Source organism: Mesobacillus boroniphilus JCM 21738, from assembly GCF_000517385.1.
In the GTDB taxonomy this organism is placed as follows: domain Bacteria; phylum Bacillota; class Bacilli; order Bacillales; family Cytobacillaceae; genus Mesobacillus; species Mesobacillus boroniphilus.
Genome location: NZ_BAUW01000017.1, coordinates 16,910 through 42,811, shown reverse-complemented (window position 1 = coordinate 42,811; position 25,902 = coordinate 16,910). Strand labels below are relative to the sequence as shown.

At 41.0% G+C, this 25,902-nt stretch carries 23 protein-coding genes and 5 pseudogenes; 20 read left to right on the top strand and 8 right to left on the bottom strand.

Translation table 11 applies throughout. From position 1 onward, the window contains the following. Nucleotides 1–127 precede the first annotated feature (127 nt). Nucleotides 128–313, bottom strand: coding sequence for a hypothetical protein (locus tag JCM21738_RS07495; protein ID WP_023615264.1), 186 nt, complete (start codon nucleotides 311–313; stop codon nucleotides 128–130). A 207-nt stretch (nucleotides 314–520) separates the two neighbouring features. Between JCM21738_RS07495 and JCM21738_RS07490 the strand changes: the two genes are divergently transcribed. The 6 genes and pseudogenes from JCM21738_RS07490 to pepF all read left to right on the top strand — a co-directional run bounded on the left by JCM21738_RS07490 (nucleotide 521) and on the right by pepF (nucleotide 8,445). After that, complete coding sequence (locus JCM21738_RS07490) at nucleotides 521–1,090, top strand: GNAT family N-acetyltransferase (protein WP_023615263.1); 570 nt, start codon at nucleotides 521–523, stop codon at nucleotides 1,088–1,090. Between the two features lie 434 nt (nucleotides 1,091–1,524). After that, a complete protein-coding gene (spxA, locus tag JCM21738_RS07485) occupies nucleotides 1,525–1,920 on the top strand; it encodes a transcriptional regulator SpxA (RefSeq protein WP_023615262.1) in 396 nt (131 codons plus the stop codon). Between the two features lie 565 nt (nucleotides 1,921–2,485). Next, nucleotides 2,486–3,157 carry an adaptor protein MecA gene (gene mecA / locus JCM21738_RS07480; RefSeq protein ID WP_023615261.1) on the top strand — a complete coding sequence of 224 codons (672 nt, stop codon included), beginning with the start codon at nucleotides 2,486–2,488 and terminating at the stop codon, nucleotides 3,155–3,157. A gap of 272 nt (nucleotides 3,158–3,429) precedes the next feature. Continuing rightward, nucleotides 3,430–4,940, top strand: a pseudogene (cls, locus tag JCM21738_RS07475) (cardiolipin synthase). A gap of 316 nt (nucleotides 4,941–5,256) precedes the next feature. Continuing rightward, the gene (locus JCM21738_RS07470; protein WP_023615259.1) at nucleotides 5,257–6,465 is read left to right on the top strand and encodes a competence protein CoiA; all 1,209 of its coding nucleotides are present in this window, start codon (nucleotides 5,257–5,259) and stop codon (nucleotides 6,463–6,465) included. 162 nt (nucleotides 6,466–6,627) lie between these two features. Continuing rightward, complete coding sequence (gene pepF / locus JCM21738_RS07465) at nucleotides 6,628–8,445, top strand: oligoendopeptidase F (protein ID WP_023615258.1); 1,818 nt, start codon at nucleotides 6,628–6,630, stop codon at nucleotides 8,443–8,445. Between the two features lie 41 nt (nucleotides 8,446–8,486). On the opposite strand, the gene JCM21738_RS27865 is transcribed toward pepF, so the two are convergent. From JCM21738_RS27865 to JCM21738_RS07445, 5 genes and pseudogenes are all read right to left on the bottom strand, one after another. Next, complete coding sequence (locus JCM21738_RS27865; protein WP_500778544.1) at nucleotides 8,487–8,669, bottom strand: hypothetical protein; 183 nt, start codon at nucleotides 8,667–8,669, stop codon at nucleotides 8,487–8,489. Between the two features lie 542 nt (nucleotides 8,670–9,211). Beyond that, nucleotides 9,212–10,094 (bottom strand): annotated as a pseudogene (locus JCM21738_RS07460) (ClpXP adapter SpxH family protein). Next, nucleotides 10,091–10,492 (bottom strand): globin domain-containing protein, encoded by a 402-nt coding sequence (locus tag JCM21738_RS07455; RefSeq protein ID WP_023615256.1) that lies wholly within the window; start codon nucleotides 10,490–10,492, stop codon nucleotides 10,091–10,093. Before JCM21738_RS07455 ends, JCM21738_RS07460 begins: the two are co-directional and overlap by 4 nt. 346 nt (nucleotides 10,493–10,838) lie before the next feature. Next, entirely contained in the window at nucleotides 10,839–11,486 is a 648-nt protein-coding gene (locus JCM21738_RS07450; protein WP_023615255.1) for a lytic transglycosylase domain-containing protein, read from the bottom strand. 19 nt (nucleotides 11,487–11,505) lie between these two features. Beyond that, the gene (locus JCM21738_RS07445; protein WP_023615254.1) at nucleotides 11,506–12,093 is read right to left on the bottom strand and encodes a CYTH domain-containing protein; all 588 of its coding nucleotides are present in this window, start codon (nucleotides 12,091–12,093) and stop codon (nucleotides 11,506–11,508) included. Nucleotides 12,094–12,211: 118 nt separating this feature from the next. Between JCM21738_RS07445 and JCM21738_RS07440 the strand changes: the two genes are divergently transcribed. From JCM21738_RS07440 to JCM21738_RS23150, 5 genes and pseudogenes are all read left to right on the top strand, one after another. Next, complete coding sequence (locus JCM21738_RS07440) at nucleotides 12,212–12,592, top strand: UPF0738 family protein (protein WP_023615253.1); 381 nt, start codon at nucleotides 12,212–12,214, stop codon at nucleotides 12,590–12,592. A 34-nt stretch (nucleotides 12,593–12,626) separates the two neighbouring features. Next, nucleotides 12,627–13,265 carry a GTP diphosphokinase gene (gene yjbM, locus JCM21738_RS07435; protein WP_023615252.1) on the top strand — a complete coding sequence of 213 codons (639 nt, stop codon included), beginning with the start codon at nucleotides 12,627–12,629 and terminating at the stop codon, nucleotides 13,263–13,265. A gap of 32 nt (nucleotides 13,266–13,297) precedes the next feature. Beyond that, a pseudogene (locus JCM21738_RS07430) lies at nucleotides 13,298–14,096 on the top strand (NAD kinase). A 368-nt stretch (nucleotides 14,097–14,464) separates the two neighbouring features. After that, nucleotides 14,465–15,370, top strand: a complete 906-nt coding sequence (locus JCM21738_RS07425) for an RluA family pseudouridine synthase (RefSeq protein WP_023615250.1) — start codon at nucleotides 14,465–14,467, stop codon at nucleotides 15,368–15,370. A gap of 164 nt (nucleotides 15,371–15,534) precedes the next feature. After that, nucleotides 15,535–16,587, top strand: a complete 1,053-nt coding sequence (locus tag JCM21738_RS23150) for a CAP domain-containing protein (protein WP_243462936.1) — start codon at nucleotides 15,535–15,537, stop codon at nucleotides 16,585–16,587. Nucleotides 16,588–16,640: 53 nt separating this feature from the next. Here JCM21738_RS23150 and prpE read toward each other — a convergent pair whose 3' ends face one another. Beyond that, a complete protein-coding gene (prpE, locus tag JCM21738_RS07415) occupies nucleotides 16,641–17,381 on the bottom strand; it encodes a bis(5'-nucleosyl)-tetraphosphatase PrpE (protein WP_023615248.1) in 741 nt (246 codons plus the stop codon). Between the two features lie 241 nt (nucleotides 17,382–17,622). Between prpE and mgtE the strand changes: the two are divergent. The 4 genes and pseudogenes from mgtE (at nucleotide 17,623) to JCM21738_RS07395 (ending at nucleotide 22,317) form a co-directional block, all read left to right on the top strand. Then, nucleotides 17,623–18,983, top strand: a pseudogene (mgtE, locus tag JCM21738_RS07410) (magnesium transporter). A 13-nt stretch (nucleotides 18,984–18,996) separates the two neighbouring features. Beyond that, entirely contained in the window at nucleotides 18,997–20,844 is a 1,848-nt protein-coding gene (locus JCM21738_RS07405; RefSeq protein WP_023615246.1) for a monovalent cation:proton antiporter family protein, read from the top strand. 118 nt (nucleotides 20,845–20,962) lie between these two features. Further along, complete coding sequence (gene fabI, locus JCM21738_RS07400) at nucleotides 20,963–21,730, top strand: enoyl-ACP reductase FabI (protein WP_023615245.1); 768 nt, start codon at nucleotides 20,963–20,965, stop codon at nucleotides 21,728–21,730. A gap of 131 nt (nucleotides 21,731–21,861) precedes the next feature. Next, nucleotides 21,862–22,317, top strand: a complete 456-nt coding sequence (locus JCM21738_RS07395) for a hypothetical protein (protein WP_023615244.1) — start codon at nucleotides 21,862–21,864, stop codon at nucleotides 22,315–22,317. Between the two features lie 48 nt (nucleotides 22,318–22,365). Here JCM21738_RS07395 and JCM21738_RS07390 read toward each other — a convergent pair whose 3' ends face one another. After that, nucleotides 22,366–22,881 carry a CotY/CotZ family spore coat protein gene (locus tag JCM21738_RS07390; protein WP_023615243.1) on the bottom strand — a complete coding sequence of 172 codons (516 nt, stop codon included), beginning with the start codon at nucleotides 22,879–22,881 and terminating at the stop codon, nucleotides 22,366–22,368. A gap of 203 nt (nucleotides 22,882–23,084) precedes the next feature. Here JCM21738_RS07390 and JCM21738_RS07385 point away from each other — a divergent pair, with 203 nt between their 5' ends. The 5 genes and pseudogenes from JCM21738_RS07385 to spoVAD all read left to right on the top strand — a co-directional run bounded on the left by JCM21738_RS07385 (nucleotide 23,085) and on the right by spoVAD (nucleotide 25,897). Beyond that, nucleotides 23,085–23,429, top strand: coding sequence for a DUF1360 domain-containing protein (locus JCM21738_RS07385; RefSeq protein ID WP_023615242.1), 345 nt, complete (start codon nucleotides 23,085–23,087; stop codon nucleotides 23,427–23,429). Between the two features lie 88 nt (nucleotides 23,430–23,517). Further along, nucleotides 23,518–23,757: a hypothetical protein gene (locus JCM21738_RS07380; RefSeq protein ID WP_035209159.1), complete on the top strand. Its 240-nt coding sequence runs from the start codon at nucleotides 23,518–23,520 to the stop codon at nucleotides 23,755–23,757. A gap of 140 nt (nucleotides 23,758–23,897) precedes the next feature. Then, on the top strand, nucleotides 23,898–24,389 hold the full coding sequence (locus JCM21738_RS07375) for a YhcN/YlaJ family sporulation lipoprotein (RefSeq protein WP_243462935.1): 492 nt from the start codon (nucleotides 23,898–23,900) through the stop codon (nucleotides 24,387–24,389). Between the two features lie 15 nt (nucleotides 24,390–24,404). After that, the gene (spoVAC, locus tag JCM21738_RS07370) at nucleotides 24,405–24,884 is read left to right on the top strand and encodes a stage V sporulation protein AC (protein WP_023615239.1); all 480 of its coding nucleotides are present in this window, start codon (nucleotides 24,405–24,407) and stop codon (nucleotides 24,882–24,884) included. Further along, nucleotides 24,885–25,897: pseudogene (spoVAD, locus tag JCM21738_RS07365) on the top strand (stage V sporulation protein AD). Nucleotides 25,898–25,902 lie beyond the last annotated feature (5 nt).

The window sequence follows — 25,902 nt, the reverse complement described above, 5'->3', positions numbered from 1 at the left end:
TGGACAATTCTCGAAGAACTTTCTGATACTATATAAAAAGCCTGGAATGAGTAAATATCATTCCAGGCTTTTCATATCATTAGATTATCGATATGAAAATAAGTTATAATAACAGATGGGATATGGATTACTTCTTGCTGCCGCCGACTTTGTTCCAGCCAGTTTGCAAACTTGTTGATTGATCGACGAATTCATTTCTTTTATTTCCACTAAAGAATCTGGTTCCTACTCCATTGGTAATCACACCAATTGTCGCGGTAATGCCCACAATCAGTAAAGCAACGATAGTTAAATCCATTATGTAACCGCCCATGATAAACCTCCACCTTTTTTTTCACTAAGTCTAGATAGTGATTTGTGATAAATATAATTCATGATCCCCGTACCTCTTTATTTTAAAAGAATTGCCGGTGTATTAAAAGAACTTTATAAAGAAAAAATAATACAAGTTATGATCATGATTATATAAGAAAAGCTGGGTGCTTATCAGGAAGGAATAAAAATAAAAAGGAGATAAGCAATGCATTGGTATGAGAAATTAAATCAGTATTTTCCGATTGAGGAAATGAAATCAAGGGAACATATGGAAACACTTTTAAAGGAAAGACCAGAGATTTACCACAAGGATGAAGGTCCCGGACATGTCCTCATGTATGTTGAAACAGATGATTTTGTTTTTATCGATTACCTTTTTGTCTCTAAGACGACACGAGGTGAAGGACTCGGCCATAAATTGATCGAGAAGCTGAAGGATAAGGGCAAACCGATTATCCTTGAAGTTGAACCAGTTAACTATGAGGATACAGATACTGAAAAACGTCTTCGTTTTTACAAACGGGAGGGCTTCGAGCACGCAAGGACGATTGGTTACAGACGACGGTCGCTAGCAACGAAGGAAATTAATGAGATGGAAATCCTTTATTGGTCTCCGGACGAGGCTTCTGAGGAATTGGTATATGAATCGATGAAGAAGACCTACAATATGATTCATACCTATAAAGACAAAAAGTTTTACGGAGAATCTTACCAGCCAGTTGAGGAAGTCTTGACTATGGAAGATAAACGGGATGATTTGCTACAGGATATCTAAGTCCAGAGCGCAACCAGTGTTTCTAACATGGTTGCGTTTTCATTTTGCCTAAATTAAATGAGAATATCATTTTTAAAATAAAAGGGTTTAAGTCTTTTGCAATCGGGTAAATATAATTTAATTATGAAAATGAAAGTCTAACGGACACAAACAAGTCGAATTGTACGAATATTTATATAGAATTAGATCAGAGGGTGATGGAAAAATAAATTTTATTGAAACTTTTTTCATTTTCGTTCGTTATATATAGAGAAGGGCAAAAATATCCTTACATAAATACCCGGAATAAATTAATAAAAGGGATACCTTTTATTAAAACCATAGTGTATAATAAACAATATAAATTATAAAATTAAACTTATTATTATTAAAGAAATGACAGTTCATTTATAGCAAATAATATATAAGTAAATCTAAGGGAGTGTGAATTACCAATGGTCACTTTATACACTTCACCAAGTTGTACCTCTTGCAGAAAGGCAAAGTCATGGCTTGAAGAACATGAGATTCCATATTCTGAAAGAAACATATTCTCAGAGCCGTTATCTATTGAGGAAATAAAGGAAATTCTACGAATGACCGAAGATGGAACGGATGAGATTATCTCTACCCGCTCGAAAACTTTCCAAAAACTTGATGTGAATTTGGAAACCATGCCTCTACAAGAACTGTTCGAGGTTATCAAAGAAAACCCTGGCTTGCTTCGCCGTCCGATCATCATTGATGAAAAACGCTTGCAGGTTGGATATAATGAAGACGAAATCAGACGATTCCTGCCGCGTAAAGTACGTACTTTCCAGTTGCGCGAGGCTCAGCGTTTAGTCAATTAAACATAACAAAACTTTGCTCCCTTTTGGGGGCTTTTTATTTTCTGCGAAAGAACATATCCAAAAGTGCACTTGCATGCAGATAAATTGTAATATAAGTGCTTATTTGCTAAAATATAAAGAATACTTTAAAATTTATAGTATGTTAAAGACTGATTGCAGCATAAGGATCGACTGCGATACTGTCAGCGTATTCGCGAATTTGCAGCTGTTCAATCAACAGTAAGTAGTTCCTGACAAAATCATTCATATTTATATAAAAAAATGGGTGTATATTTTGTTTCCAAATTGGCTTAATATAACATAAAATAAAAGTACAAGATCGTTTATTTCTTTCAATACAGCCCCTTTGTAAATCAAAGTGATTTAGGCTTATTTATTAAGTGTAAATAAGAAAAGCGCAAGCGTCTTGATCAGCCACGGCAAGCGACTCGAGGGGCTAGGCGCTGGAGCTAGACACTAATCTAAGTAAAAAGTTTTATACTTTCTTATAAAATGATAAAGACCAACTGCTTTTTTGGGGGTATTTAGTCCCTTCAAATCTTTGCCTGGAAGGGAGAGAAAGCGAATGGAAATCGAACGTATTAATGAGAATACGGTTAAGTTCTATATTTCATATATGGACATAGAGGAGCGCGGATTTGACCGTGAGGAAATCTGGTATAACCGTGACCGCAGCGAAGAGCTCTTCTGGGAGATGATGGATGAAGTCCACGCCGAGGAAGAGTTTGCAGTTGAAGGTCCTTTATGGATTCAGGTTCAGGCCCTTGAAAAAGGTCTGGAGGTTTTAGTGACAAAGGCACAGCTATCGAAGGAGAGTCCCAAATTTGAACTGCCGCTTCCAAACGATAAACTGAAAGAGCTGCCAGTCGATGAACGGATTGAGGAGTTGCTTGACCACCAATTCAATCCAAAGGGAATCGATGATGCTGACCCTGCCTTCGAAGATGATTTAGAATTTCTGCTGTACTTCAAGGATTTTGAAGACGTCATCTCACTCTCAAAACGGCCGGGAATAGACAAAGTCAAAACAAGCTTGTACAGTTATGATGACAAGTATTATTTATACATTGAGTTTCCTGAGCAGGATTTTGAGGATGAAGAAGAAATTGACAATATACTAAGCGTTCTTCTAGAGTACGGGCAGGAGTCGACAGTTACGATTCACCGTCTCGATGAATACGGTAATAAGATTATCGAAGATGACGTGTTTAGTGTGATAAGAAAGCATTTTTCATGATTGCCGGCCGATTTCAGAGATGAAATCGGTTTTTTTTATTATAAGTAAAACTTTTCACATTTAGATTAGTGTCTAGCTCCAGCGCCTAGCCAGTTTTCATCACTGAGAGTGCTTCCTCCAGTATCTTGCGAGAAGCGTTAGCTTTGAGCAGGTCGAGGCGTTTTTTTGATATAATTTGTATGAATCTCTTCACTTAATAGAAACGTATATATATCTAAAGTTCCTGATTCTGGTTGCAGGAATAATTCAGAGAAAGAAAACAGGTGGTAAGAATGAAGAACACAGTTCGCATCTTAACTTTTTTATTAATTCTGGCCGGCATATATTATTTGTTTTATGAAAAACTTGATGCAGTTTATCTTGGGTATATCAGTATATTTATGTCACTTACAGTCATCTTCATCAGCTTTGTGATATTCCTTGAGAATCGTCATCCAGCACAGACACTCACCTGGATTGTCGTACTTGGCGGCTTCCCGGTTGTAGGTTTTATTTTTTATCTTTTATTCGGCAGGAATAAACGGAAGGAAAAGATGTTCCGGCGTAAATACTTTCTCGATAAAAAGCTTTTTCTAAAATTGAAGGAGACTCGGAAAAGGTCAACAAGGCGAGGATGCTTGAAATGGAAGAGGACCATCGGCGCTTGTTTACGCTTGCCCAGAAGCTCGGGAACAGTCCTATCTCCTTTGCTACCTCCACAAAGGTGCTGACAAATGGTGATGAGACATTTAGCCATATTCTTGAGGAGCTAAAAAAAGCTGCCCACCATATTCATATGGAATATTACATTGTCCGACACGATAAAATTGGTGAGGAAATTAAGGAAGTTTTGATCAGCAAAGCAAGAAAAGGCGTAAAGGTCAGGTTCCTATTTGATTCCGTTGGTTCCTGGAAGCTTTCGAAAAAGTATATTGCTGACTTGAGTGAAGCAGGGGTAGAAGTAGTTGAGTTTGGTCCCGTTCGCCTGCCCTTCCTGAACAGTAAATTCAATTTCAGGAATCACAGGAAAATCATTGTTATTGATGGGACGGTTGGCTTTGTTGGAGGCTTGAATATCGGTGATGAATACCTAGGCAGGGACAAAGGATTCGGTTTCTGGCGTGACACTCATCTAATGGCTAAAGGAGAAGCTGTTCGCAGCCTGCAGCTGATCTTTCTGCAAGATTGGTATTACATGACGAATAAAAGCTTTCTGACGTCGGATTATCTCTCGCCAGCACTGCAGGCTAACACCCATGGTGGGGTCCAAATGATTGCCGGAGGACCTGACAATGAATGGAGTGTCATCAAGAATATCTTTTTTTCGATGATTTCCTCAGCTGACAAATCAGTTTGGATTGCATCACCTTACTTCATCCCTGATGAAGACATTTTCAGCGCAATAAAAGTTGCGTCACTAAGTGGCCTTGATGTCAGGCTCCTTGTGCCAAAGCGGCCAGATAAAAAAATCGTGTTCTACGCCTCGAGGTCGTATTTTCCTGAACTGCTCGAAGCGGGTGCAAAGATTTATGAATACGAAAAGGGTTTCATGCACAGCAAAATCGTCATCGTCGATGGTGAGCTTGCTTCCATCGGTACATCCAATATGGATATGAGAAGTTTTCACTTGAATTTCGAAGTCAACGCTTTCCTTTATAAAACTAGCAGCACTGCGAAACTTGTTAAAGAATATGAGAACGATGTACTCGACTCAACAGAAATTGTCTTGGATAATTTCAGTAAACGCCACATTGGCTACAGACTTCTCGAATCCACGTCGAGATTGTTGTCGCCGATGCTTTAGATGCCCGGATGCAAATCCGGGTTTTTTATCTTATAAGAAAGCATAAAACTTTTTAATTAGATTAGTGTCTAGCTCCAGCGCCTAGCCCTTCGAGTCGCTTGTCTAGCTGCGGCTCCTAACTCCTCGAGACGTTTCGGTCCTGCCAATGAAGTCAAAGAACGACTTCACTGTCAGGCCCTCCAACGCTTGTCGGGGTTGAACAAGGCGCTTGCGCTTTTCTTATTATATGTGTGAACGTTTTTAAAACGTTTTTCTCAAAAGAAGGTATTAACACGCTGTACTCGAATATTTCAGGATGAAAGGAGGCGCATTAAATTTGCTAGTTGCGAATACAAGCGATGGAAAAAGGTTATCTCTGGGAGAAAAGTGGGGAAAAAGTGATTTAATAGGAATCAGGTCGAAGGAAAAGTTCCACTGTCCGGAATGTAGTCAAGAGGTAGTTATGAAACTGGGGAGCAAGAAGATTTGGCACTTTGCTCATTTGGCGGGAGGCAGCTGCCAATATGAGTATGATCGTGAATCTGAATATCATCTTTCTGGAAAGCTTCAACTCTTCAATTGGTTGAAAAAGCAAGGAATCGATGCTGAACTTGAGCATTTTGACCAACAAATGAAGCAGAAACCGGATATTGCTTTCGAGTTTCAAAACCAAAAATATGCGGTTGAATTCCAATGTTCAGTTATACCTGAAGAGATCTTTGAAAAAAGGACCCAAACTTATTTGCATTATGGTGTAATTCCAATTTGGGTTGCTGCAGAGACATTGATCAAGCGCAAGAAAAATAATGTTGTATCAATCAATAACTTCCTCTATCTCTTCATTAGGCAGACAAGGCATTCCTGGAATATCCCGGCATTTTGTCCGATTTCAGGGCAATTCATCAATCTGAATGGAGCCATTCCAATCACTTCCAAAAAGACAATCACGAATCTTATAGTAAACTCACTTAATCAGTGTTCAGTAGAGGAGCTATTGAGCCCAACCGAAAAGCCATTCCCCATATTGAAGACTTGGCAAGCTGAAAATCAAAAACTGAAATCACGCTACTTAACTTCCCCAGGAGCATGGCAAAATCAATTTTTGAAAGAACTCTACCGCACTAACCTAACCCTTCTCACCCTACCATCCGAAATCGGCCTTCCTGTCCGCTCGAGCCCCTATATTGAAACACCTTCACTCATATGGCAGACATTCTTATATCTCGATGTATTCCGGCATTATAAAAAGGGGGAAATAATATTTTATGCGAAAATCCGGGAAGCCTTTGACAGGCGAGTAAGCAGGAAAGAAATCAAACTTCGAACTCTGCCTGTTGCTAGGCAAAGAGATCATTGGTACGCTCTTGCTGAATATGTATTACTTTTAACAAAGGTTTCATACTTAGAAAGAATCAATTCAGGTAAAGTGAGAGTACTCCGAGAAATTATTATACAAAGTTCAATTGACGAACAAATCAATGCAGAAGCCAACTTTTTCACCAAGTACCGAAATGAAATTACACAATCAATATTCCCAATAACATGAAATGTGATATAACTGCGTAAAATAGGGTAGTTAGAATGCAAACTTTTGAAAAAGAAAAACTTTTTCCTTATTGAATTTTATAGAAGGAAATAAGAAACCATTATCGAATATATGTTACTAGAAAAGTTTTTCGAATTCCGAAATGTCGTAAGGAGGATCTATATGACAAACGAATCTGCAGTAAAAAAATTACCAGCAAGGGACGAGGTTTCCGCAGAGAATACGTGGAGACTTGAGGATATTTTTGCGGTTGATGAACAATGGGAAAAAGAGTTCAATGAAGTTAAAGGATTGATTCCTTCTGTGCAGGAGTATCAGGGCAAGCTTGGAGAAAGTGCTGAACAGCTATATAGTGCACTTCAGTTGCAGGATAAATTGCTTGAGCGTCTAGGCCGACTATATACATACGCGCACATGCGCTATGACCAGGATACTACGAATTCCTTTTACCAGGGGCTTGATGACCGCATCAAGAATCTGTATTCTCAAGCAGCAAGCGCACTTGCCTTTATCGTGCCTGAAATCCTGGCTGTTGATGAAGAGAAAATCAAAGGCTTCTTGAACGAAAAAGAAGAATTGAAGCTTTATGAGCATGCATTGGAGGAAATCAACCTTCAGCGTCCGCATGTGCTATCCGCTGAAGAGGAAGCGCTACTCGCTCAAGCTTCAGAGGTAATGAGCTCACCTTCGAATACATTTGGAATGCTGAACAATGCGGATTTGGAGTTTCCTTCAATTAAGGACGAGAACGGAGAAGAAGTGGAAATCACGCATGGCCGCTATATCCGTTTCCTCGAAAGCGAAGATCGCAGGGTTCGTGAAGATGCTTTCAAAGCTGTGTACAAAACATATGGCAGCTTTAAAAATACCTTTTCCAGCACATTGAGCGGAAATATCAAAAAGGACAATTTCAATGCAAGGATTCGCAAATATGACTCTGCTAGGCATGCCGCGCTTGCAGCGAACAATATTCCTGAGAGTGTCTATGAAAACCTTGTGAATACGGTAAATGACAACCTGCACCTGCTGCACAGATATGTCAAACTTCGCAGAAAGTTATTGGGTCTGGATAAGCTTCATATGTATGATCTTTACACACCGCTTGTTAAGGATGTGAAAATGGAAATCACTTATGGTGAAGCTAAGGAATTTGTCCTGAAAGGCTTAGCGCCTCTTGGCGACGAATATAACAATATCCTTAAAGAAGGATTCGAAAATCGCTGGGTGGATGTGTATGAGAACAAAGGGAAACGCAGCGGTGCTTATTCTTCCGGGGCATATGGCACGAATCCATATATCCTGATGAACTGGCAGGACAATGTAAATAACCTGTTTACACTGGCTCACGAGTTCGGCCATTCCGTGCACAGCTACTACACAAGGAAGACACAGCCATATCCTTACGGCAACTACTCAATTTTTGTTGCAGAAGTGGCGTCCACTTGCAATGAAGCATTGCTGAATGACTATATGCTAAAGACAATTGATGATGAGCAGAAGCGACTGTATCTTCTGAACCATTACCTCGAAGGCTTCAGGGGAACAGTATTCAGACAGACTATGTTCGCTGAATTTGAACATATGATTCACCAAAAGGCACAGAATAACGAGGCGTTAACAGCTGATTCTTTGACAAAAGATTACTATGAGCTCAACAAAAAGTATTTCGGTGAAGAAGACATCATTATTGATGAAGAAATCGGTCTCGAATGGTCAAGGATCCCGCATTTCTACTACAATTATTATGTATACCAGTATGCGACTGGCTTCAGTGCGGCAACAGCGCTGAGCAAACAAATCCTTGAAGAAGGACAGCCGGCCGTTGAGCGCTATATTGATTTCTTGAAATCAGGCAGCTCAGATTATCCAATCGAAGTACTGAAAAAAGCAGGCGTCGATATGACAAGTTCTAAACCAATCGAGGATGCATTGAAAGTCTTCGAAGAAAAGCTTAACGAAATGGAAGCTTTGCTTTCATAAAATAACGAAACCGGCCGCAGAATTGCGGCCGGTTTTTAGGTTTAGAAGCCTTTGAACTTTTTTCGGTTATTTAAATATATCAGCAAAATAAATAGTGCTACAAAAAGAATAGGAGAGGTTAGATACAAGGGCAGGAGATGCATTAATCCAAAAATATGAAGGATAAATGAAAAGAGTATGAACAGAGCAATAAGGGAAAGACCTAGTTTATCCAATTGAATCACTCCGGATCGCTTTATAGTTCATTTATATGCTTCAGTCCAGGCATTCATGAATGGGATTTGACAATATTGTGAAATAACACACAAGGTTATTGTGATAGGGAGCATGAATATGATATATTTATGGCGTGAAGTTGATCACAAGCAAACATTTACCCCTTTGTTTGACCGTGAAAAATTTCTCCCATCCCCTTTGTTCGTATAGAATAGAGAAAAGGCCTTGCAGTTGGAGAGCTGCAAGGCCTTTTTCTGTGCAGTGCTGATGAAGAACACTAAAAGAAGCGATAAAAGATCAGTAGAATGACAATTATTAAAGGTTTTTTAATTTATTCGTCCACTTTTCTAAATATATTGGCGGATTTTTAATTTATTCGACCACATTCCGGAATATATCGGCGGATTTATAGTTTTTTCGACCACTTTGCCAATTATTTCGACCAACTTGTTTTTGACGCACGTGTTTCCTATCAATGTGCTTTTTCAATATCCAGAACTAGTTGAGCATCGCTAAAAACCCAAAATAAAAAAACCGCGCAAATGCACGGTCATCCTTCAACATATCGCCAGAACACTCCATACTTAGCGGGGATTTGTTCGACTTTTTGTTTTAGCATTAGTTTCTTTAATTCCTTTTCTGCCTGTTGAACAGTCATGTCGTATACAACGGCTACTTCCTTGGAGGCGACCATTTTATATTGCTTCAGGAATTGTTCGAGAATTGGTGGATTGGCCGCTTCTGGCTTTTCCTGCAGCATTTCTTCCAGGATTTGCACGTATACCTCATACGGATAAAGACCGGTAATCTTAATGCCTTCCTCTTCAACATTGGCGTTAAAAAAGACGAATGTTGGGATTTCCTGGACATCCATTTCATTCGTTATTTTTAAATCGCACTGAAATGCTTTTGCCGCTGTTTCAGAATGAATATCGGTTACGAATTCCTCTACGTCTAAACCGACACTCCTCGCACAGTTTTTTAGAACCTCGAAGTTCGAGACATTCTGTTTTTCAAGAAAAAGCACTTCCTGAAGCTTGCGCAGGAACCTGATACCTTTTTTTCTCCCCTGAAGCTCAGCTGATTTAATTGCAATTGATGCTAAATACGGGGATGACACCGGGTTTTCAAACCACAGTGATCCGTCACAAGACATTCCTGTTCTGTTTGCTGTTTTTTCCCAAAGCTCGGCGATCGTTTCGTAACGTTTTTTTTCTGCTCATGTTCAGCGTGGCAAGTTTGCCGCTTAAAACATGGCGAATGGAAAAATAATTGCCGTATTCAATTTGGAGTTTTTTGATGATTGGTTCGAGTGCCCAGCATTCCGGACAGAGCGGGTCGACAAACATATAAATTTCAATAGGTTTTTTATCCAAGCTATGGCAAAAATCTGATGGGTCATAGCTTAAAAGGTTTTCCCGACTCAGTTTCATGGGTTATCACCAGTTTCATCATCTGGTGTATTGATCATATGCTGGGCGGTCAGGTAAAGTCTTGCGTAAAAGTCTTCCCTTACAGGCCCTTCAAGCTCCACTTCATCCATGGCCTCAGCCATACAGCCAAGCCAGGCTGTTGCCCTGACCGGCGTGATTTCGAACGGCAAATGTCGTGCACGGAGCATTGGATGGCCATGTTCATTGGTGTAAAGGGGTGGTCCTCCTAAATATTGAGTTAAAAACTGCTTCTGTTTTCGGGCAGTTTCAGTTAAATCATCCGGGAATATAGGAGCAAGATCAGGATGCATTCCAACGCGGTGGTAAAAAGCATCGACCAGCCGGTGAAGTGTCCCATCGCCAATGGCTTCGAATGGTAAGGTCTTATTCTCAACCATATTGATAACTCCTTTAAAATAGATTTTAGAAATTTCATTCTGCTTTGATAGTTATGCTTTTTATTGTAGCAATGCTAAATTTATATCTCAAACAAATCGTCTTGAGTTCTATAAAAACGGACTTAAATTTATCGAAAATAAAGATTTTTGAACGAAGATTAGTGTCCAGCTCCAGTGCCTAGCCCCTCGAGTCGTTTCGGTCAGCCCTCCAACGCTTATTGGGGCTGATCAAGGCGCTTGCGCTTTTCTTTTAATGATTGCTTTATTTAATGTACACAAAAAGGCCGCCTGTTACCACTGACAGGCGGTCAAAACCAATGGGAATATTCTCCTTTTAAAGCAACATTTATCCGTAAAAGACATCCGTGACTTTCCGTACATAGTTTTGCGTTTCTTTAAATGGAGGGATTCCCCCGTATTTGTCTACATTTCCTGGTCCAGCATTATATGCTGCAAGCGCAAGCTCTATATTATTATCATACTTGTCCAGCATTAGACGAAGGTATTTACTACCTGCGAGAATATTCTCCGCTGGATCAAATACATTCTTAACGCCCAGGCCCCTGGCTGTTCCAGGCATCAATTGCATTAGCCCAGAAGCACCGGCATGGCTCACGGCATTTGGATTAAAGTTCGATTCCTTTTGAATGACAGACTTAATGAGCTTGGCTGGAATATTGAACATAGAAGCAGCCTTATCAATGATTCCATCAAAATCAGCATGGCTTTTGGCCGTCATTTTCGTCAGTTGAATAGGAGGAAGCATTTGTCCGATGTTCGGTTTTGGTAAATTGAAAGAGTCAACCGCAGTATGCGCGCTGTTATATAACTTTTCAAGCCTTGTTGCAGTGGCGCCCAGAGCATTGATTTGGTCACTGAGGATGCCGGAAAGCATTTCCTTAAAAAGGCTGTTACCAGATTGGCCGGTTACCGGCTGGTTGAAGTTTTGGAGCGCCTGCAATTCAAGCATGACTTTTAACTGGTCAACATTCATCATTATTCTCCTGCCTGGTCTATTCTTGTAAAAGATTATATTTAGTAGTGTAAAACCGTTTAATTTTATTATCGGTCGGTCTAACCGGGATTTTAAGTTCTTCCAATAATTTGGAGAAAATCTGATATCCTTCTGTCTCATCTGTCACTTCATATTCTAGCTCATAATCTTCTGTATTTAAATAGTAACTATGGTCCAGAACAAGCAATCCATCTTTGTACTCAATCTCCGCACGCACTGTTGTGAGCGACCCGAAGTATTGCAAAGGCTCTGAATCTTTGATTAATTTCTCAACGGCGTCTTTTACTTCACCTTCTGGCAGCTTTCCTGTTGACAAGGCTTCCTGAGCCTGGCCAGTGGTAAGCATCTGGTTGGTTTCTAGCAACCCTGTTTCGGCAGGCTGCTTTAAAGTCATTTCAAACTCGGACCCTTTTTCCCTGATTCTTAATGCAGAACGATGGTCTTTCAAGGTGAAAGAATTTGTTTCAAAATAATGATTGATTTGTTCTTTGAATTGCTCTGGTTCTATTTTGAAGTATTTTTCAAGGAAGTGGAATTCTTCCTCTGTCAGCATATTCTTGAATTCGATTTCGATATTCTGGCTCACATCTGTCCGCCCTTTCTACTAAGCTTGTCTTATTATCTCCTTAAATCATGTTTGCTTCAATTCTTAGTAGAAAATGGTTCGATATGATAAAATAAAAAAGATTATGGAGGTTGAGAAAATGAATCAAAAAATTTTAATTACCAATGTAAAAATAGAAAATAATGAGGTACTACTCTCTACAGACATAGAGACAGGTCTGGGGGAGTTTGCTGCAACAGGTCAAATGCTTGTTGATTCCGATCAATTATCATTTATTTATATTATTGATAAAGAAGATGGATATCATTATGTCAACATTCCTGCAGTAGCTTGGAGTGTCATTCAAGAAGGTCTGCAGGCTGGAGCAGAAACTTACTTAACAAATAATGGAGGCAGACTTAAACTGGAAGGCTTCCATAATGAGATGGAATATTTGATTGAAAATATAATTGGCAACAGCAATTATGGAGAGGAAATGGTCACGAAAGTGGAACAGGTTTTTGCCGCACCCTCCGCTTAGGCTTTCGTGAATAGAACCGGATGAGGTGACTGATGTGAAACACTGGGATCAATTTTTAGAACCTTATAAGCACGCTGTCGAAGAATTGAAGGTAAAGCTAAAGGGAATCAGGAACCAATATGAGCTCCATTCCGACCATTCCCCGATTGAATTCGTCACTGGAAGGGTAAAGCCTATTGCGAGCATTCTTGATAAGGCGCATCAAAAGGGAATTTCACTTGATAAGCTTGATTCAGAAATGCAGGATATTGCTGGCTTAAGGATCATGTGCCAGTTCGTGGATGACATCAAAACAGTTGTTGAACTATTGAGAAGCCGGAATGATTTTGAGATTGTCGAGGAGAGGGATTATATCTCCCATAAGAAAGCGAGCGGCTACCGCTCCTATCATGTCGTGATCCGATATCCAGTCCAGACAATCCGCGGTGAAAGAAAGATTCTCGCAGAAATCCAGATCAGAACATTGGCGATGAATTTCTGGGCAACAGTGGAGCATTCGCTGAATTATAAATACAAAGGACTTTTTCCAGAGGGCATAAAAATCAGGCTGCAGCGTGCTGCCGAGGCCGCCTTCCGTCTTGATGAAGAGATGTCGACAATCAGGGGAGAAATCCAGGATGCACAGGCATTTTTCACAAGAAAAAAAGAAATGCAGCAGGATGGGAAGAAATAGTTTAAATCCGAAACGCAGGGGTGTTTGATTATATGAAATTTGCGATCACTTCAAAAGGGGATTCCAGGTCCAATACGCTGATGCATAAAATGAGAACATATCTTTTAGACTTTGATTTACAATATGATGAAGACCAGCCCGATATTTGTATCTCCGTGGGAGGAGATGGAACGCTTTTGTATGCCTTCCATCGATATGCGAGCAGGCTGGACAAAACAGCATTTATTGGAGTACATACAGGGCACCTCGGCTTTTACGCTGACTGGGTTCCTGAAGAAATTGAAAAGCTGGTCATTGCCGTTGCTAAAACGCCATACCAGGTGGTTGAATATCCGTTGCTGGAGGTAATAATCAGATATCAGCATGGCGGCAGAGAAACAAGGTATCTTGCCCTGAATGAAGCGGCCGTCAAATCTGTTGAGGGCACCCTTGTCATGGATGTTGAAATTAGAGGCCAGCATTTTGAACGCTTCCGCGGAGATGGTTTGTGCGTATCCACGCCATCAGGAAGCACAGCCTACAATAAAGCATTGGGCGGTGCCATCCTCCACCCGTCACTAAGGCTATACAGATTGCGGAAATGGCATCCATCAATAATCGTGTCTTTAGGACAGTGGGGTCACCGTTGATTCTTCCTGACCATCATACATGTACACTAAAACCGGTTAATAGACCTGACTTCCAGGTAACTGTTGATCATTTGACACTACTGCATAAGGACGTTAAGTAATTCAATTCCGGGTTGCAGATGAAAAAATCCGATTCGCCCGCTTCAGACCGTTCCCATTCTGGAAAAGGGTACACGATTCCTTTATTTCAGATAGAGATTAAGAAGATAGGATGATTTTATAGACAATTCCGAAACAGATTGCTGTCAAACTGTCCAAGATGAGATGTTTAATGGACATTTCGTGGTCATGACGCGGTCAAAATGTCTAAAAAACGAGGTTTAATGGACATTTCATGAACATGACGCGGTTAAAATGTCTAAAAAACGAGGTTTAATGGACATTTCATGGTCATGTCACAGTTAAAATGTCTAATAAATATAGTTTAATGGACATTTCGCAGGCAGATCGCGACCAATATGTCCAAGACTAGTTATTGGTCATCATTCGAGGAACCAAAAACGCACTTGATAAATGCTCCTCGCCAAACAAACATTGGTATTAAAAACGATACAGACAGGAGCCGCTTATATGGGGAAGAACTTCACACTGGAATATACAGCTGGGGCTGCTGAACAGGGTAAAATGCTTAGGGAATTTCTTAAGGAGAAAGAAATTTCCAAGTCAGCGCTTACTGATATAAAGTTCAAGGGTGGTTTTATTTCAGTGAACGGGCATGAGGCTAATGTAAGGTACATGCTGAAAAGCGGTGATTTTGTCAGAGTGGAGTTTCCTCCCGAAATTCCTTCTGAGGGACTAAAGGGGGAGGAAATCCCACTTGAGATTTTGTATGAGGATGAGCATGTATTGGTGGTCAATAAACCTGCCGGAATGAATACAATTCCCTCAAGAGAGCATCCTTACGGCAGCCTGGCCAGCGCGCTTATCGATTATTATGAACGTAGTGGCCTATCCGCAACAACCCATATTGTCACCAGGCTTGATAGGGATACTTCCGGACTAGTATTGATCGCGAAGCACAGCCATATCCATCATTTATTCAGCAAGCAGCAGCGTAGTGGCGGTGTTAAGCGAAAGTATGAGGCACTTGCCGAAGGTATTATTGATGCGGATGAAGGTATAATTGAACAACCGATTGCAAGGAAACAAGACAGTATCATCGAGCGGGAAGTTCATCCCGATGGACAGTATGCTTGTACATTATTTGAGGTTAAAAAACGATATGAAGACCTTACTCATATATCCCTCAGGTTATTGACGGGCAGAACACATCAGATCAGAGTGCATATGAGCCATTTAGGACATCCTCTGCTTGGAGATACTTTATATGGCGGAAATAAAAATAAAATATCAAGGCAAGCTTTGCATTGCTGCGAACTTAACTTTATCCATCCACTTTTACAAAAGGAATTGCAATTCAATGCATGTCTTCCAACGGTTATAGATTCAGTGCTTGAACAAGGCAAATCGTTATAAAATACGATTTGCCTTTTTATTGCGTAAATAACTATTTGTGTCTTTCTTAATCCCCCTCTAATGCTTTCTTGTTCCATTTCTCTCAAATTTTTCATTATATATTTCCTTGCAATACGTCAAATCATAAGTAAGTAATAAATGAAAATTGAAGGAGGAAACATCCGTTGAATATATATAAGCACGGTAAATTAATTGCCGTTTCCGCTGTTATGTTATTAGGACTCGCAGCCTGCAACAATAATAATGAAGAAGCTTTGGATTTGCGCGACAATAGAATGACCACTCTTGGAAATGGCCAAGAAGGTTATTGGGATAATGACGCAAATAGAGTAAAACAAGAGAGGCGCCGTGCACAAATAAATGCAGCCAAAAGAAATACAAATGAGCCAGGGCGTAATCAAAAAGGCGGAAATGCAACGAGTGAAATTATGCAAACGCCTGAGGGGTATATTACTGTAGACCCGAATTCTTACAGTACTGGCATTCCAAGTTCCCAATTTCCTCACACACAAATGAACAGGCAGGGCAGGTTGACATTGACAGAAGGACAACGAGCTGACCTTGATCAAATGCTGGCCGAATTGCAGCGCCGTACAGTTGTGGAATTTCCGGAATTGATTAGGGGTGATACTCCTTCACCAGAACAGGGAGCAGCACTGGCACCGGAGGGAAGAGCAACTCCAGCTCCTGAACAAGGAGCAGCACCGTCACCACAGGAAGGGGCAACTCCAGCTCCTGAACAAGGAGCAGCACCGTCACCACAGGAAGGGGCAACACCGGCTCCAGAAGAAGAAGCTGCACCGGCTCCAGAGCAAAAAGCAACTCCTTCTGGTACCGAGATCAGTGCATTTGAATCGAAAGTCATTGACCTTACCAACGAACACCGCAAGAAAAATGGTTTGCCAAACCTACAGCCAGATACAGCGTTAAGCAATGTAGCACAAGAAAAATCCAATGATATGCAGGCGAAGAATTATTTTTCGCATACAAGTCCAACTTACGGTTCTCCGTTCGATATGATGAGGGATTTTGGTGTATCGTACAATACAGCCGGAGAGAACATCGCAATGGGCCAGCGGAGTGCTGAAGAAGTTGTGAACGCTTGGATGAACAGCGAAGGGCACAGGAAGAATATTTTAAGTCCTAACTACACTCATATTGGCGTTGGGCATACAACACAGGGAAATTACTGGACCCAAATGTTCATTGGAAAATAAAGCAGAAGAAGCTAACCATCAATACAATGGTTAGCTTCTTTCATTTGTGCGTATTAGTTTATCTCCCTGAATTTCTCTTGCACAAACGGCATAGAAGATGGTACATATGCAAGTTCCATTTCTGGATAACGCAAGGCTGTCAAATTGCCGCCAAAAACAGCTCCTGTATCAATATTATAAGTATTGTTGAGGATTCTTGGCTCTCTTACCGGTGTATGTCCATATACGATGGTTGCTCTTCCTTGATAATTCTTTGCCCAATCCCGCCTTACAGGGGTTCCGTCCGCATTGGTTTGTCCTGTGATATCGCCGTAAAGGACAAAGGTTTTTACTTTAGAATTATTTTTCCCTATGTAATCTTCCCGGATCCCGGCGTGGGCGATCAAAAGCCGGTCCTTGTCGAGGACGTGATATAAAGGTGCAGTTTCATATAAGGCCATGAATTTTTCGCGGAATTCATTTTTTTGCTCTGTTTTCAGTGACATAAACTCTGAAACTGTTGTCTCAAGTCCATGAGTCGTCTGAACCTTATTTCCTAAAAGATATCGGTACAATTTATTGCAATGATTCCCAGGAACATAGAAAGCTGATTTTTTGTCCACTACTAATTCCCAAACCAGGTTTGCGGTCTTTAATGATTCTGGTCCACGATCAGTGAGGTCACCTACAAAAGCAAGATGCCGCCCAACAGGATGAAGCGGAAGGCCAGTGGTCCAATCGTATCCAAGTTTTTTGGTTAGTTCTTCAAATTCATCATAACAGCCATGGATATCACCTATAATATCAAGGTTCATTGGGAATTCCTCCTTTAATTAATCAGTCTCCCCGAAAATCGAAAAAAAGACAAGTTTACAATAAAAAAGGGAATGTTAAGAGAAAAGGCCGGACTCAAACAAGGTGGCATCTTAACGTATTATGCTCAATTAATTTTATTGAAAAAGAGTAGATAAAAGACAAAGAAATTGATAAATGCTAGTATAATGAAATGTACATATAGGAAAGGGGGTAAGGTGGATGTCTGAACAACGGCAAGACATGGCATCTAAGCAGCAGATTAATACAGGGCTGCTGATGGAAGCACTTTACTCTGAGAAAATTGACGATTTCCGAGCGGAATTTTTGGAACTGCATCCGTATGATCAGGCAGCTTTTTTCGGTGAACTGAAAGATGAAGAGCGCGCGAAAGTGTATAACTTCCTGTCACCAGAAGAAATGGCTGACCTATTCGAGAACCTTGAATCAGATGAGGAAGATTTTAAAGACGTACTCGCACAAATGAATCCTAATTATGCAGCTGATATGCTATCAAATATGTATGCTGATGACGCAGTCGATGTACTGAATGAGCTTGATAAAGACCAGGTCGTCAGTTACTTGACGATAATGGATGAAGAAGCAGCACAAGAAATCAAGGACTTGCTGCATTATGAGGAATACACAGCAGGAAGCATCATGACGACAGAATTCATTGCAATTTCTGCCTACCAGACAGTCAGATCGGCGATGTATATCCTAAAAAAAGAAGCGCCACAGGCAGAGACAATTTATTATATTTTCGTAGTCGATGAAGATAAAAGGCTGGTTGGTGTTATTTCATTGCGTGACCTGATTGTCGCAGATGATGAAACAATGATTGCTGAGGTCATGAATGACCGTGTGGTTTCCGTTTCCGTAGGGGAGGACCAGGAAGAAGTTGCGAGGATGATGAGAGATTATAATTTCCTCGCTCTGCCAGTCGTAGATTTCCAAAATCATCTCCTCGGGATCATCACTGTTGATGACATCATGGACGTCATGGAGGAAGAGGCTTCAGATGACTACTCAAAGCTGGCAGGTATAGCGGACCTTGATACTGTCGACCGAAATCCGTTAGCCGCTGCAAAGAAGCGTCTGCCATGGCTGATAATTTTGCTCTTTTTGGGCATGTTCACAGCAAGCCTTATAGGAAGATTTGAAGATACATTGGATAAGGTAGCTATTTTAGCTGTTTTCATCCCTCTGATTGCCGGGATGGCAGGTAATACAGGTACACAGGCACTGGCTGTAGCTGTAAGGGGAATCGCAACTGGGGACCTCGAGAAGGAGAGCAAATGGAGTATTATCCTGAGGGAAGCAGGAACTGGATTTATTACTGGTGCAGTTTGCGGGATCCTTATCACATTCGTTGTCTATTTTTGGAAAGGTGAACTATTCCTGGGAGCCTCGTAGGCATCTCTATTTTTATTACATTAATCATTGCAACACTAGCGGGTTCAATAGTGCCCTTGCTGATGCACCGGCTTAAGATTGACCCGGCTGTGGCATCAGGACCATTCATTACTACTATAAATGATATTATCAGCATCCTGATCTATTTTGGAATTGCTACTGCTTTCATGAGTTATCTTACTAAATAAAGGAGGGATGAGGGTGGAACATCATGCTTCGATAACTTCCCTAGTGATTGTCATCATTGTCGCATTTTTAACACCTATTTTTCTTCACCGGTTAAAGTTGAACATCATACCAGTTGTAGTCGCAGAAATCATTATGGGCCTCATCATAGGTAAAAGCGGCTTCAATATCGTCCATGAGGATGCCTGGCTCGTCACCCTATCTACATTAGGATTTCTGTTCCTAATGTTCCTGAGCGGATTGGAAATAGATTTCTCTGCATTTACGAGTGGTAAAAAGAATAAATCAGTACAGAAAAAGGAACCTAACACATTTGCAATTGCATCAATCATCTTTGTGGGCATTTTCATTGCTTCGTTAGCATTGTCTTATTTATTTGTACTTGCTGGCTTTATCGAAAATGTATTTTTAATGACGCTGATTATTTCGACAATTTCTCTTGGTGTTGTAGTGCCTACACTTAAAGACGCCCATTTAATGAAGTCCAATATCGGTCAAATCATTTTATTGGTGGCAGTCATCGCGGATCTGGCAACGATGATTCTGCTAGCTGTCTTTGTCTCCCTTTATGATGGGGGAGAAGGAAATACATGGCTGCTTCTCATTCTGTTCGCGGCTGGAGTTGCTTTGTATTTCGTTGGAAAAGTCTTTAAAAACCGTACATTTATCAACGCTCTCTCCACAGGTACAACCCAAATAGGTACTCGTGCGGTCTTCGCACTGATTATCTTGTTAGTGGCGATTTCTGAAACGGTTGGTGCTGAAAACATCCTTGGAGCTTTCCTTGCCGGGGTACTTGTTTCACTTCTGGCACCAGACCAGGATATGGTCCACAAACTGGATTCATTTGGCTATGGATTTTTAATCCCGATATTTTTTGTTATGGTCGGGGTTGATCTGGATATATGGACCTTATTCAGCGATAAGAAGCTCCTGATGCTCATTCCGCTATTGCTGCTGGCGTTGTTCTTATCTAAGGTGATTCCTGTCTATCTATTGAAAAAATGGTATGATACGAAAACGGTATTAGCTGCCGGATTTTTGCTGACGTCAACACTATCGCTAGTCATCGCAGCCGCAACAATAGGTGAAAGAATGGAAATGATCACACCGGAAATGAGCGGTACATTGATTCTTGTTGCGGTTATCTCCAGCGTGCTGACACCAATTTTGTTTAAAAAACTGTTCCCGCAGGAAAAAGATGAAGAGAAGAAAGTGAAAGTTGTCTTCATTGGCGCCAACCAGTTGACACTTCCTGTTTCCCGGGACCTGCAGTCTTCATTGTACGAGCCGGTTCTTTTTCATACGAAACAGGAAAAAGCGGATAACCGAATTGCAGAATCAGTTTTTGATATCATCGAGATGGAGAATTATGAAATTGATACACTAGATAAACATGAAGTGTATGCTGCGGACATCATTGTCATCACTACCGGGGACCCTGATCTGAATGCAATGATTGCTGTCAGTGCGAAGGAGCATGGTGTTGACCGTGTAATCGCTAGGATTGAAAGTCCAGGTCTTGCTGATAAAGTACAAGAAGAGGGAATTGAAGTCTTCTCGGTCCTTCGTTCAACTGAATCACTGCTTCAAGTGATGATTGAATCGCCTGGAGTCATGACTATACTGACCAACAAGGAAAATTCCCTTCATGAAATCAGAATGCTTAATGATCACTTTGAGGGAATGACCCTAAGACGATTCCCGTTTACCGGAGATGTTATTTTTGTCCGAATACTGCGTGAAAATGAATCGATTGTACCTCACGGAGATACCGAGTTGAGGCTAAAAGATCGTTTGATTGTCTCGGGTTCGAAAGAGTATGTTGACGAGTTGAAACGTGAGCTTGAATTTTGTTTCTAGTGTTAATGGAAACAAAACCCGCCTTATCGGCGGGTTTTTCTTTTCAAATGAAAAAATATAGTGTAAAATTAGCACTAGGTACTAATAACTTGTATTAACATTGGGGGAACGGTAAAAAATGACTTTATCATTTAACGGAAAAACATATGTAGTAATGGGTGTTGCCAATAAACGAAGCATTGCCTGGGGAATTGCTCAGGCACTTCACAATGCAGGTGCAAATTTAATTTTCACTTATGCAGGAGAGCGTTTGGAGAAAAGTGTTCGTGAGCTTGCTGAGTCATTGGACGAAAACTATTTAGTATTGCCATGCGATGTTACGAGAGATGAAGATGTCGCGAAATGCTTTAGTGAGGTCAAGGAAGCGGTTGGGACGATTTCTGGTGTTGCACACTGTATTGCATTTGCGAACAAAGAGGAACTCCAGGGAGACTATATGAAAGTATCGCGCGAGGGTTTCCTGTTAGCACATAATATCAGCGCCTACTCACTGACTGCAGTTGCCAAGGAAGCGAAGGAACTAATGTCAGAAGGTGGAAGTATCGTTACTTTGACTTACCTTGGAGGAGAACGAGCGATTCCGAATTATAATGTCATGGGGGTGGCAAAAGCATCTCTGGATGCAAGCGTCCGCTACCTTGCAGCAGACCTGGGGAAGAATAACATCCGCGTAAACTCCATTTCAGCCGGACCAATCCGTACACTTTCTGCGAAAGGTGTAAGTGACTTTAATTCAATCTTGAGGGAAATCGAAGAAAGAGCTCCGCTTCGCCGCAACACTACTCCTGAAGAAGTCGGTGACACAGCAGTGTTCCTGTTCAGTGACATGTCCCGCGGGATTACTGGTGAAAATATCCATGTTGACTCGGGGTTTCATATCTTATAATCAATCAAGTCCGCCAATGTGCGGACTTTCTTTTTTGTTTTAAACAATTCAAAAAATGATTCTGGCACCTATCCTAGGCTACCGCATACATATAGGGTGAGCGAAGTATTGAAGTATTGGAGGTGCCGTATATGGGGAGGAAAAGAAGTCGTAAGCAATCTCCTTTGTTTTACATTAATCAGCCAAATATTGAACTACCGCAACCTGATATGCAAAAGAATTTTTCTTTTAAAAATAGTGAAGAGATGTCTGAGAATCAGAAAGTACAGGAGAAGACAGTTGAAGTTGTTTCAGATGCAAGCGGAAACTTAGGAGAAGAAGTAATTCATGAAACAGAAAGTGTGGATGTACCAAAAAAGAGAAATTTCAATGAATATACACTTGAAGAAAAGGTTAAACACTTAAAGCTTGTCCCGGCATCTGTCGCGAAGGTTAAATATGAATTCATTACCATAGAAAGGTCATATAAAGGGTACTTTATGGAAATGAAAGGAGAAGTTTTGTTTATTCATTCGATCAGCCCAAGAAAGAAAAGTGTAAGCATCCTCAAAGAGGATTTAGTTGATATTAAAAGGGTCGGGTTATAAAAATAGGCTTACCAATTACGGTAAGCCTGATTTTTCTGACTGCAGTGATCAGTCATTTCCAGGAAGGCTAGAAAGTGGTAATGCTGCTACAGGATCTAAGCAAGTGACAGCGCAGAAGCAATCCAAGTCTACAGTTAGGCAGATTCCAGTCCTGAAGAATTCATTTCTGGATCCTCCAGTCTGGATTTGACCGCAAGGCGTGCCATCGCCTTCGCCGCCGCGTGTAGCCAGCAGCTCAAGTTTAGCGCAGCAGTTATCATCCACAGAAGTTACGCGGAAGAAGAAAGAGTTAAAGCAGTCAAGCATTTGTGGTCCGTTACCATTTGTACGGATGCGAGTTCCAAACCCTTCGAACGGTTGACAGTCACCGCAATAAAGAATTAGTGGGATTGTATCTAAATCCGTCGTTGGAGTTTGTGCGCCTGCAAGTAATTCCTGGATAGACTTGTGGCAGCTGACATCGCAATCATTGTCTACATCCACTTCATCTTGAGCATCTGCTACTGCTCTAAGAACCTCGCAAACACAGCTGTCGCTATCATGTTTTTTACCTTTGCAACCCATAACAAGTTCATCTCCTTTTAGTTGATATGACCTATTGTCCTTAATAGAATATGAATCGCCCTCCTAATGGTGTGGGTGTTTGTCTAATTTTCAACAGGTTTCCCAAAAAAAATCATGACAGGAGCGGACAGGTTAAGGCCCATACATAGGGATTTGCCCTGCATAAGCTGTATTGACTTGAATCAACACAGGTGGTGTAGCGGATGGGGAGTTGGCTTGATTTATGCCTTCTTGTATTTGCGAGCTTTCGTTTGACCAGGCTGATTGTTTACGATACAATCACTGAATTCCTACGAGCACCCTTCCACAGTATAGTGGAGGAGACACTGGAGGATGGGAGTACGGAAACTTATATTGAAATTAAAGGATCGGGGATAAGATATTGGGTTGGTGAGCTAATAAGCTGCCACTGGTGCACTGGTATTTGGGCAGCTTCTTTCCTATATGCTGGCTATGCTCTGTTGCCACAGCTTTCAATGCCAGTCATCACAGTACTGGCAATCGCAGCGATCGCTTCGGTTATCCAGCATTATTTCATAAAAGACTGACATATTAAATTAGTGAGTCCGTCCAGAACCCCATTGATTATTTGTTCATAAACTATCGTATGGACTCTTTAATGAAGGGGTTGTATTCATGGAGGAAAAGCAAAACACGAAAAGCAGCAAGGGTTCAATTGTATCCAAGAGTAATGCTTCAACCGCCGAGTGCGAAAAAACGCGGCTGTGGTTGCGGGAAAAAGAAAAAACAAGCATAAAACAGCGTCTGCCAAACTTTCTGGCAGGCGTTTTTTGTAGATTACGCAGAATGGGGAAGCCTATAAAGAGCAATAAAGGAGCATTATTTAATGAAGAATCGAAAAAAAGGTCATATTAAACTCACCAAAGCAAATTTACTGCTAAGAAGGCTTGATAACCTTTTACATTAACTGGAATATAATCCCGCTTTAAAAAATTCATAAATTGGGTTTTGGACGAGGAAAATAATTTTATCAGATGAAGCATAAGAAGGGATTAATGATGAATATGAAACAGGCAGTGAAATTTTTGGCAATATTAATCATGCTCGGAGCTGGCACTGCTGGCTGTTCTCCTTTTGGTAAAACTTCACCAGATAGCAGGGCGTCAATGATCCAGTCAGTCAATCCTGATCCAGGAGCGACAAATGATCTTGAAGAGAAGGATCTCAAACTGGCTAAAAAGGTAAAGAAAGATATCGCTGCACTTGATGAGATCTATGATGTTGCAGTCATTGCAGGTAAAAAAGAAGTACTAGTCGCATATAAGGTTAAGCATTTAAAGCGGTTTGGCATGAAGAGGATTGAGAAAGAAATCAATAAGAAACTTGAAAAGAATTATCCCGATGAAGACTTCATTGTTTCTAGTGATTATAAAATTTTTATTGAGGCGGTCGAGCTTCGGGAGAGAATGAAAGATCCGTCCTTTCCGGATAAAAAAGCAGAGGAACAATTGCAGCGGATTATTTCGTTGAAAAAAGAATTGACTTAAGAAAGGATGGGTGAAATGGGGGATAAAAAAAAGCAAAAGATGACACCTGAACAGCAACAATATCAACAGCTGGAACAAAAGCATGAACTTAAACGCCCAGTGGTTAAAAATTGCATTAAAGCATTTTTGGTTGGTGGTTTGATCTGTACAATTGGTCAGGCAATAACCTATTTTTATATATACTTTTTTAATTTTACCGAACAAACAGCTGGAAATCCGACAGTTGCTACGATGATTTTCCTCTCCATGCTGCTGACAGGATTCGGTGTCTATGACCATCTCGGTCAATTTGCAGGTGCGGGAAGTGCCGTCCCGGTGACTGGCTTTGGGAATTCTGTTATTGCAGCAGCTATTGAGCATCGTACTGAAGGCTTTGTTCTTGGTGTCGGTGGAAATATGTTTAAATTGGCAGGATCCGTAATCTTATTTGGAGTCTTTGCAGCCTTTGTCGTTGCACTAGTAAAAACTTTGCTGATAATGATGGGGGTGCTGTAAATGTTGATTGGAAAGCAGTCATGGCAATTTACGAATCAGCCTGTCATTGAATCATGGGGAACATCCGGCGGTCCTTTTGAAGCTGAGGGAAAACTCGCAGCTGACTTTGATGTCCTTCATGACGATTTATGGATGGGGGAAGACTCTTACGAAAAAGCACATAGAGTTTTGCTTGAAGAAGCAATTAAATCTGCGTTGCAAAAGGGAAACTTCAATAAAGAGGACATGCAGTTCATGCTGGCAGGAGATTTAATCAATCAGATCACACCGACTAGTTTTGCGGCGAGGGCTATGGAAATCCCTTATTTTGGTCTCTTCGGTGCTTGCTCTACCTCTATGGAGGGTCTTGCTCTGGCATCATTTATTGTAAACTACCAGGGAGCAAAGAAGGCTGTAACCGGCGCATCAAGCCACAATTCGGCGGCGGAAAAACAATTCCGCTACCCGACAGAATATGGCGGACAAAAGCCTCCGACAGCGCAGTGGACTGTAACCGGAGCAGGAGCTGCTGTTGTAACGGACAATTCGGTTAAACAGGGAAAGATTGTAACCACATCTGCACTATCGGAAAAGTAGTCGATATGGGAATTTCGGATCCATTTAATATGGGCGGAGCAATGGCGCCTGCTGCATCGGATACGATCATTGCCCACTTTAAAGATTTGAATCGTGATCCATCTTATTATGATTTAGTTGTAACAGGTGATCTTGGAAGGATTGGGCAGGCTACTACATACGAGCTTCTGCAGCAATCTGGACTGGATATAACCAAGGAACAATTTCAGGATTGCGGGTTGATGATTTATAACGATGACCAGCCGGTCCAATCTGGTGGCAGCGGAGCAGGATGTTCTGCTTCCGTGTTATATGGCCATTTATTAAACCAAATGAAAGATGGTGTCTATAAGAAAATACTTGTTGTTGCTACAGGAGCTCTGTTGTCACCGCTATCGTTCCAGCAAAAAGAATCCATTCCATGTATTGCCCATGCGGTCTCAATTGAAATGAACTAGAAAGG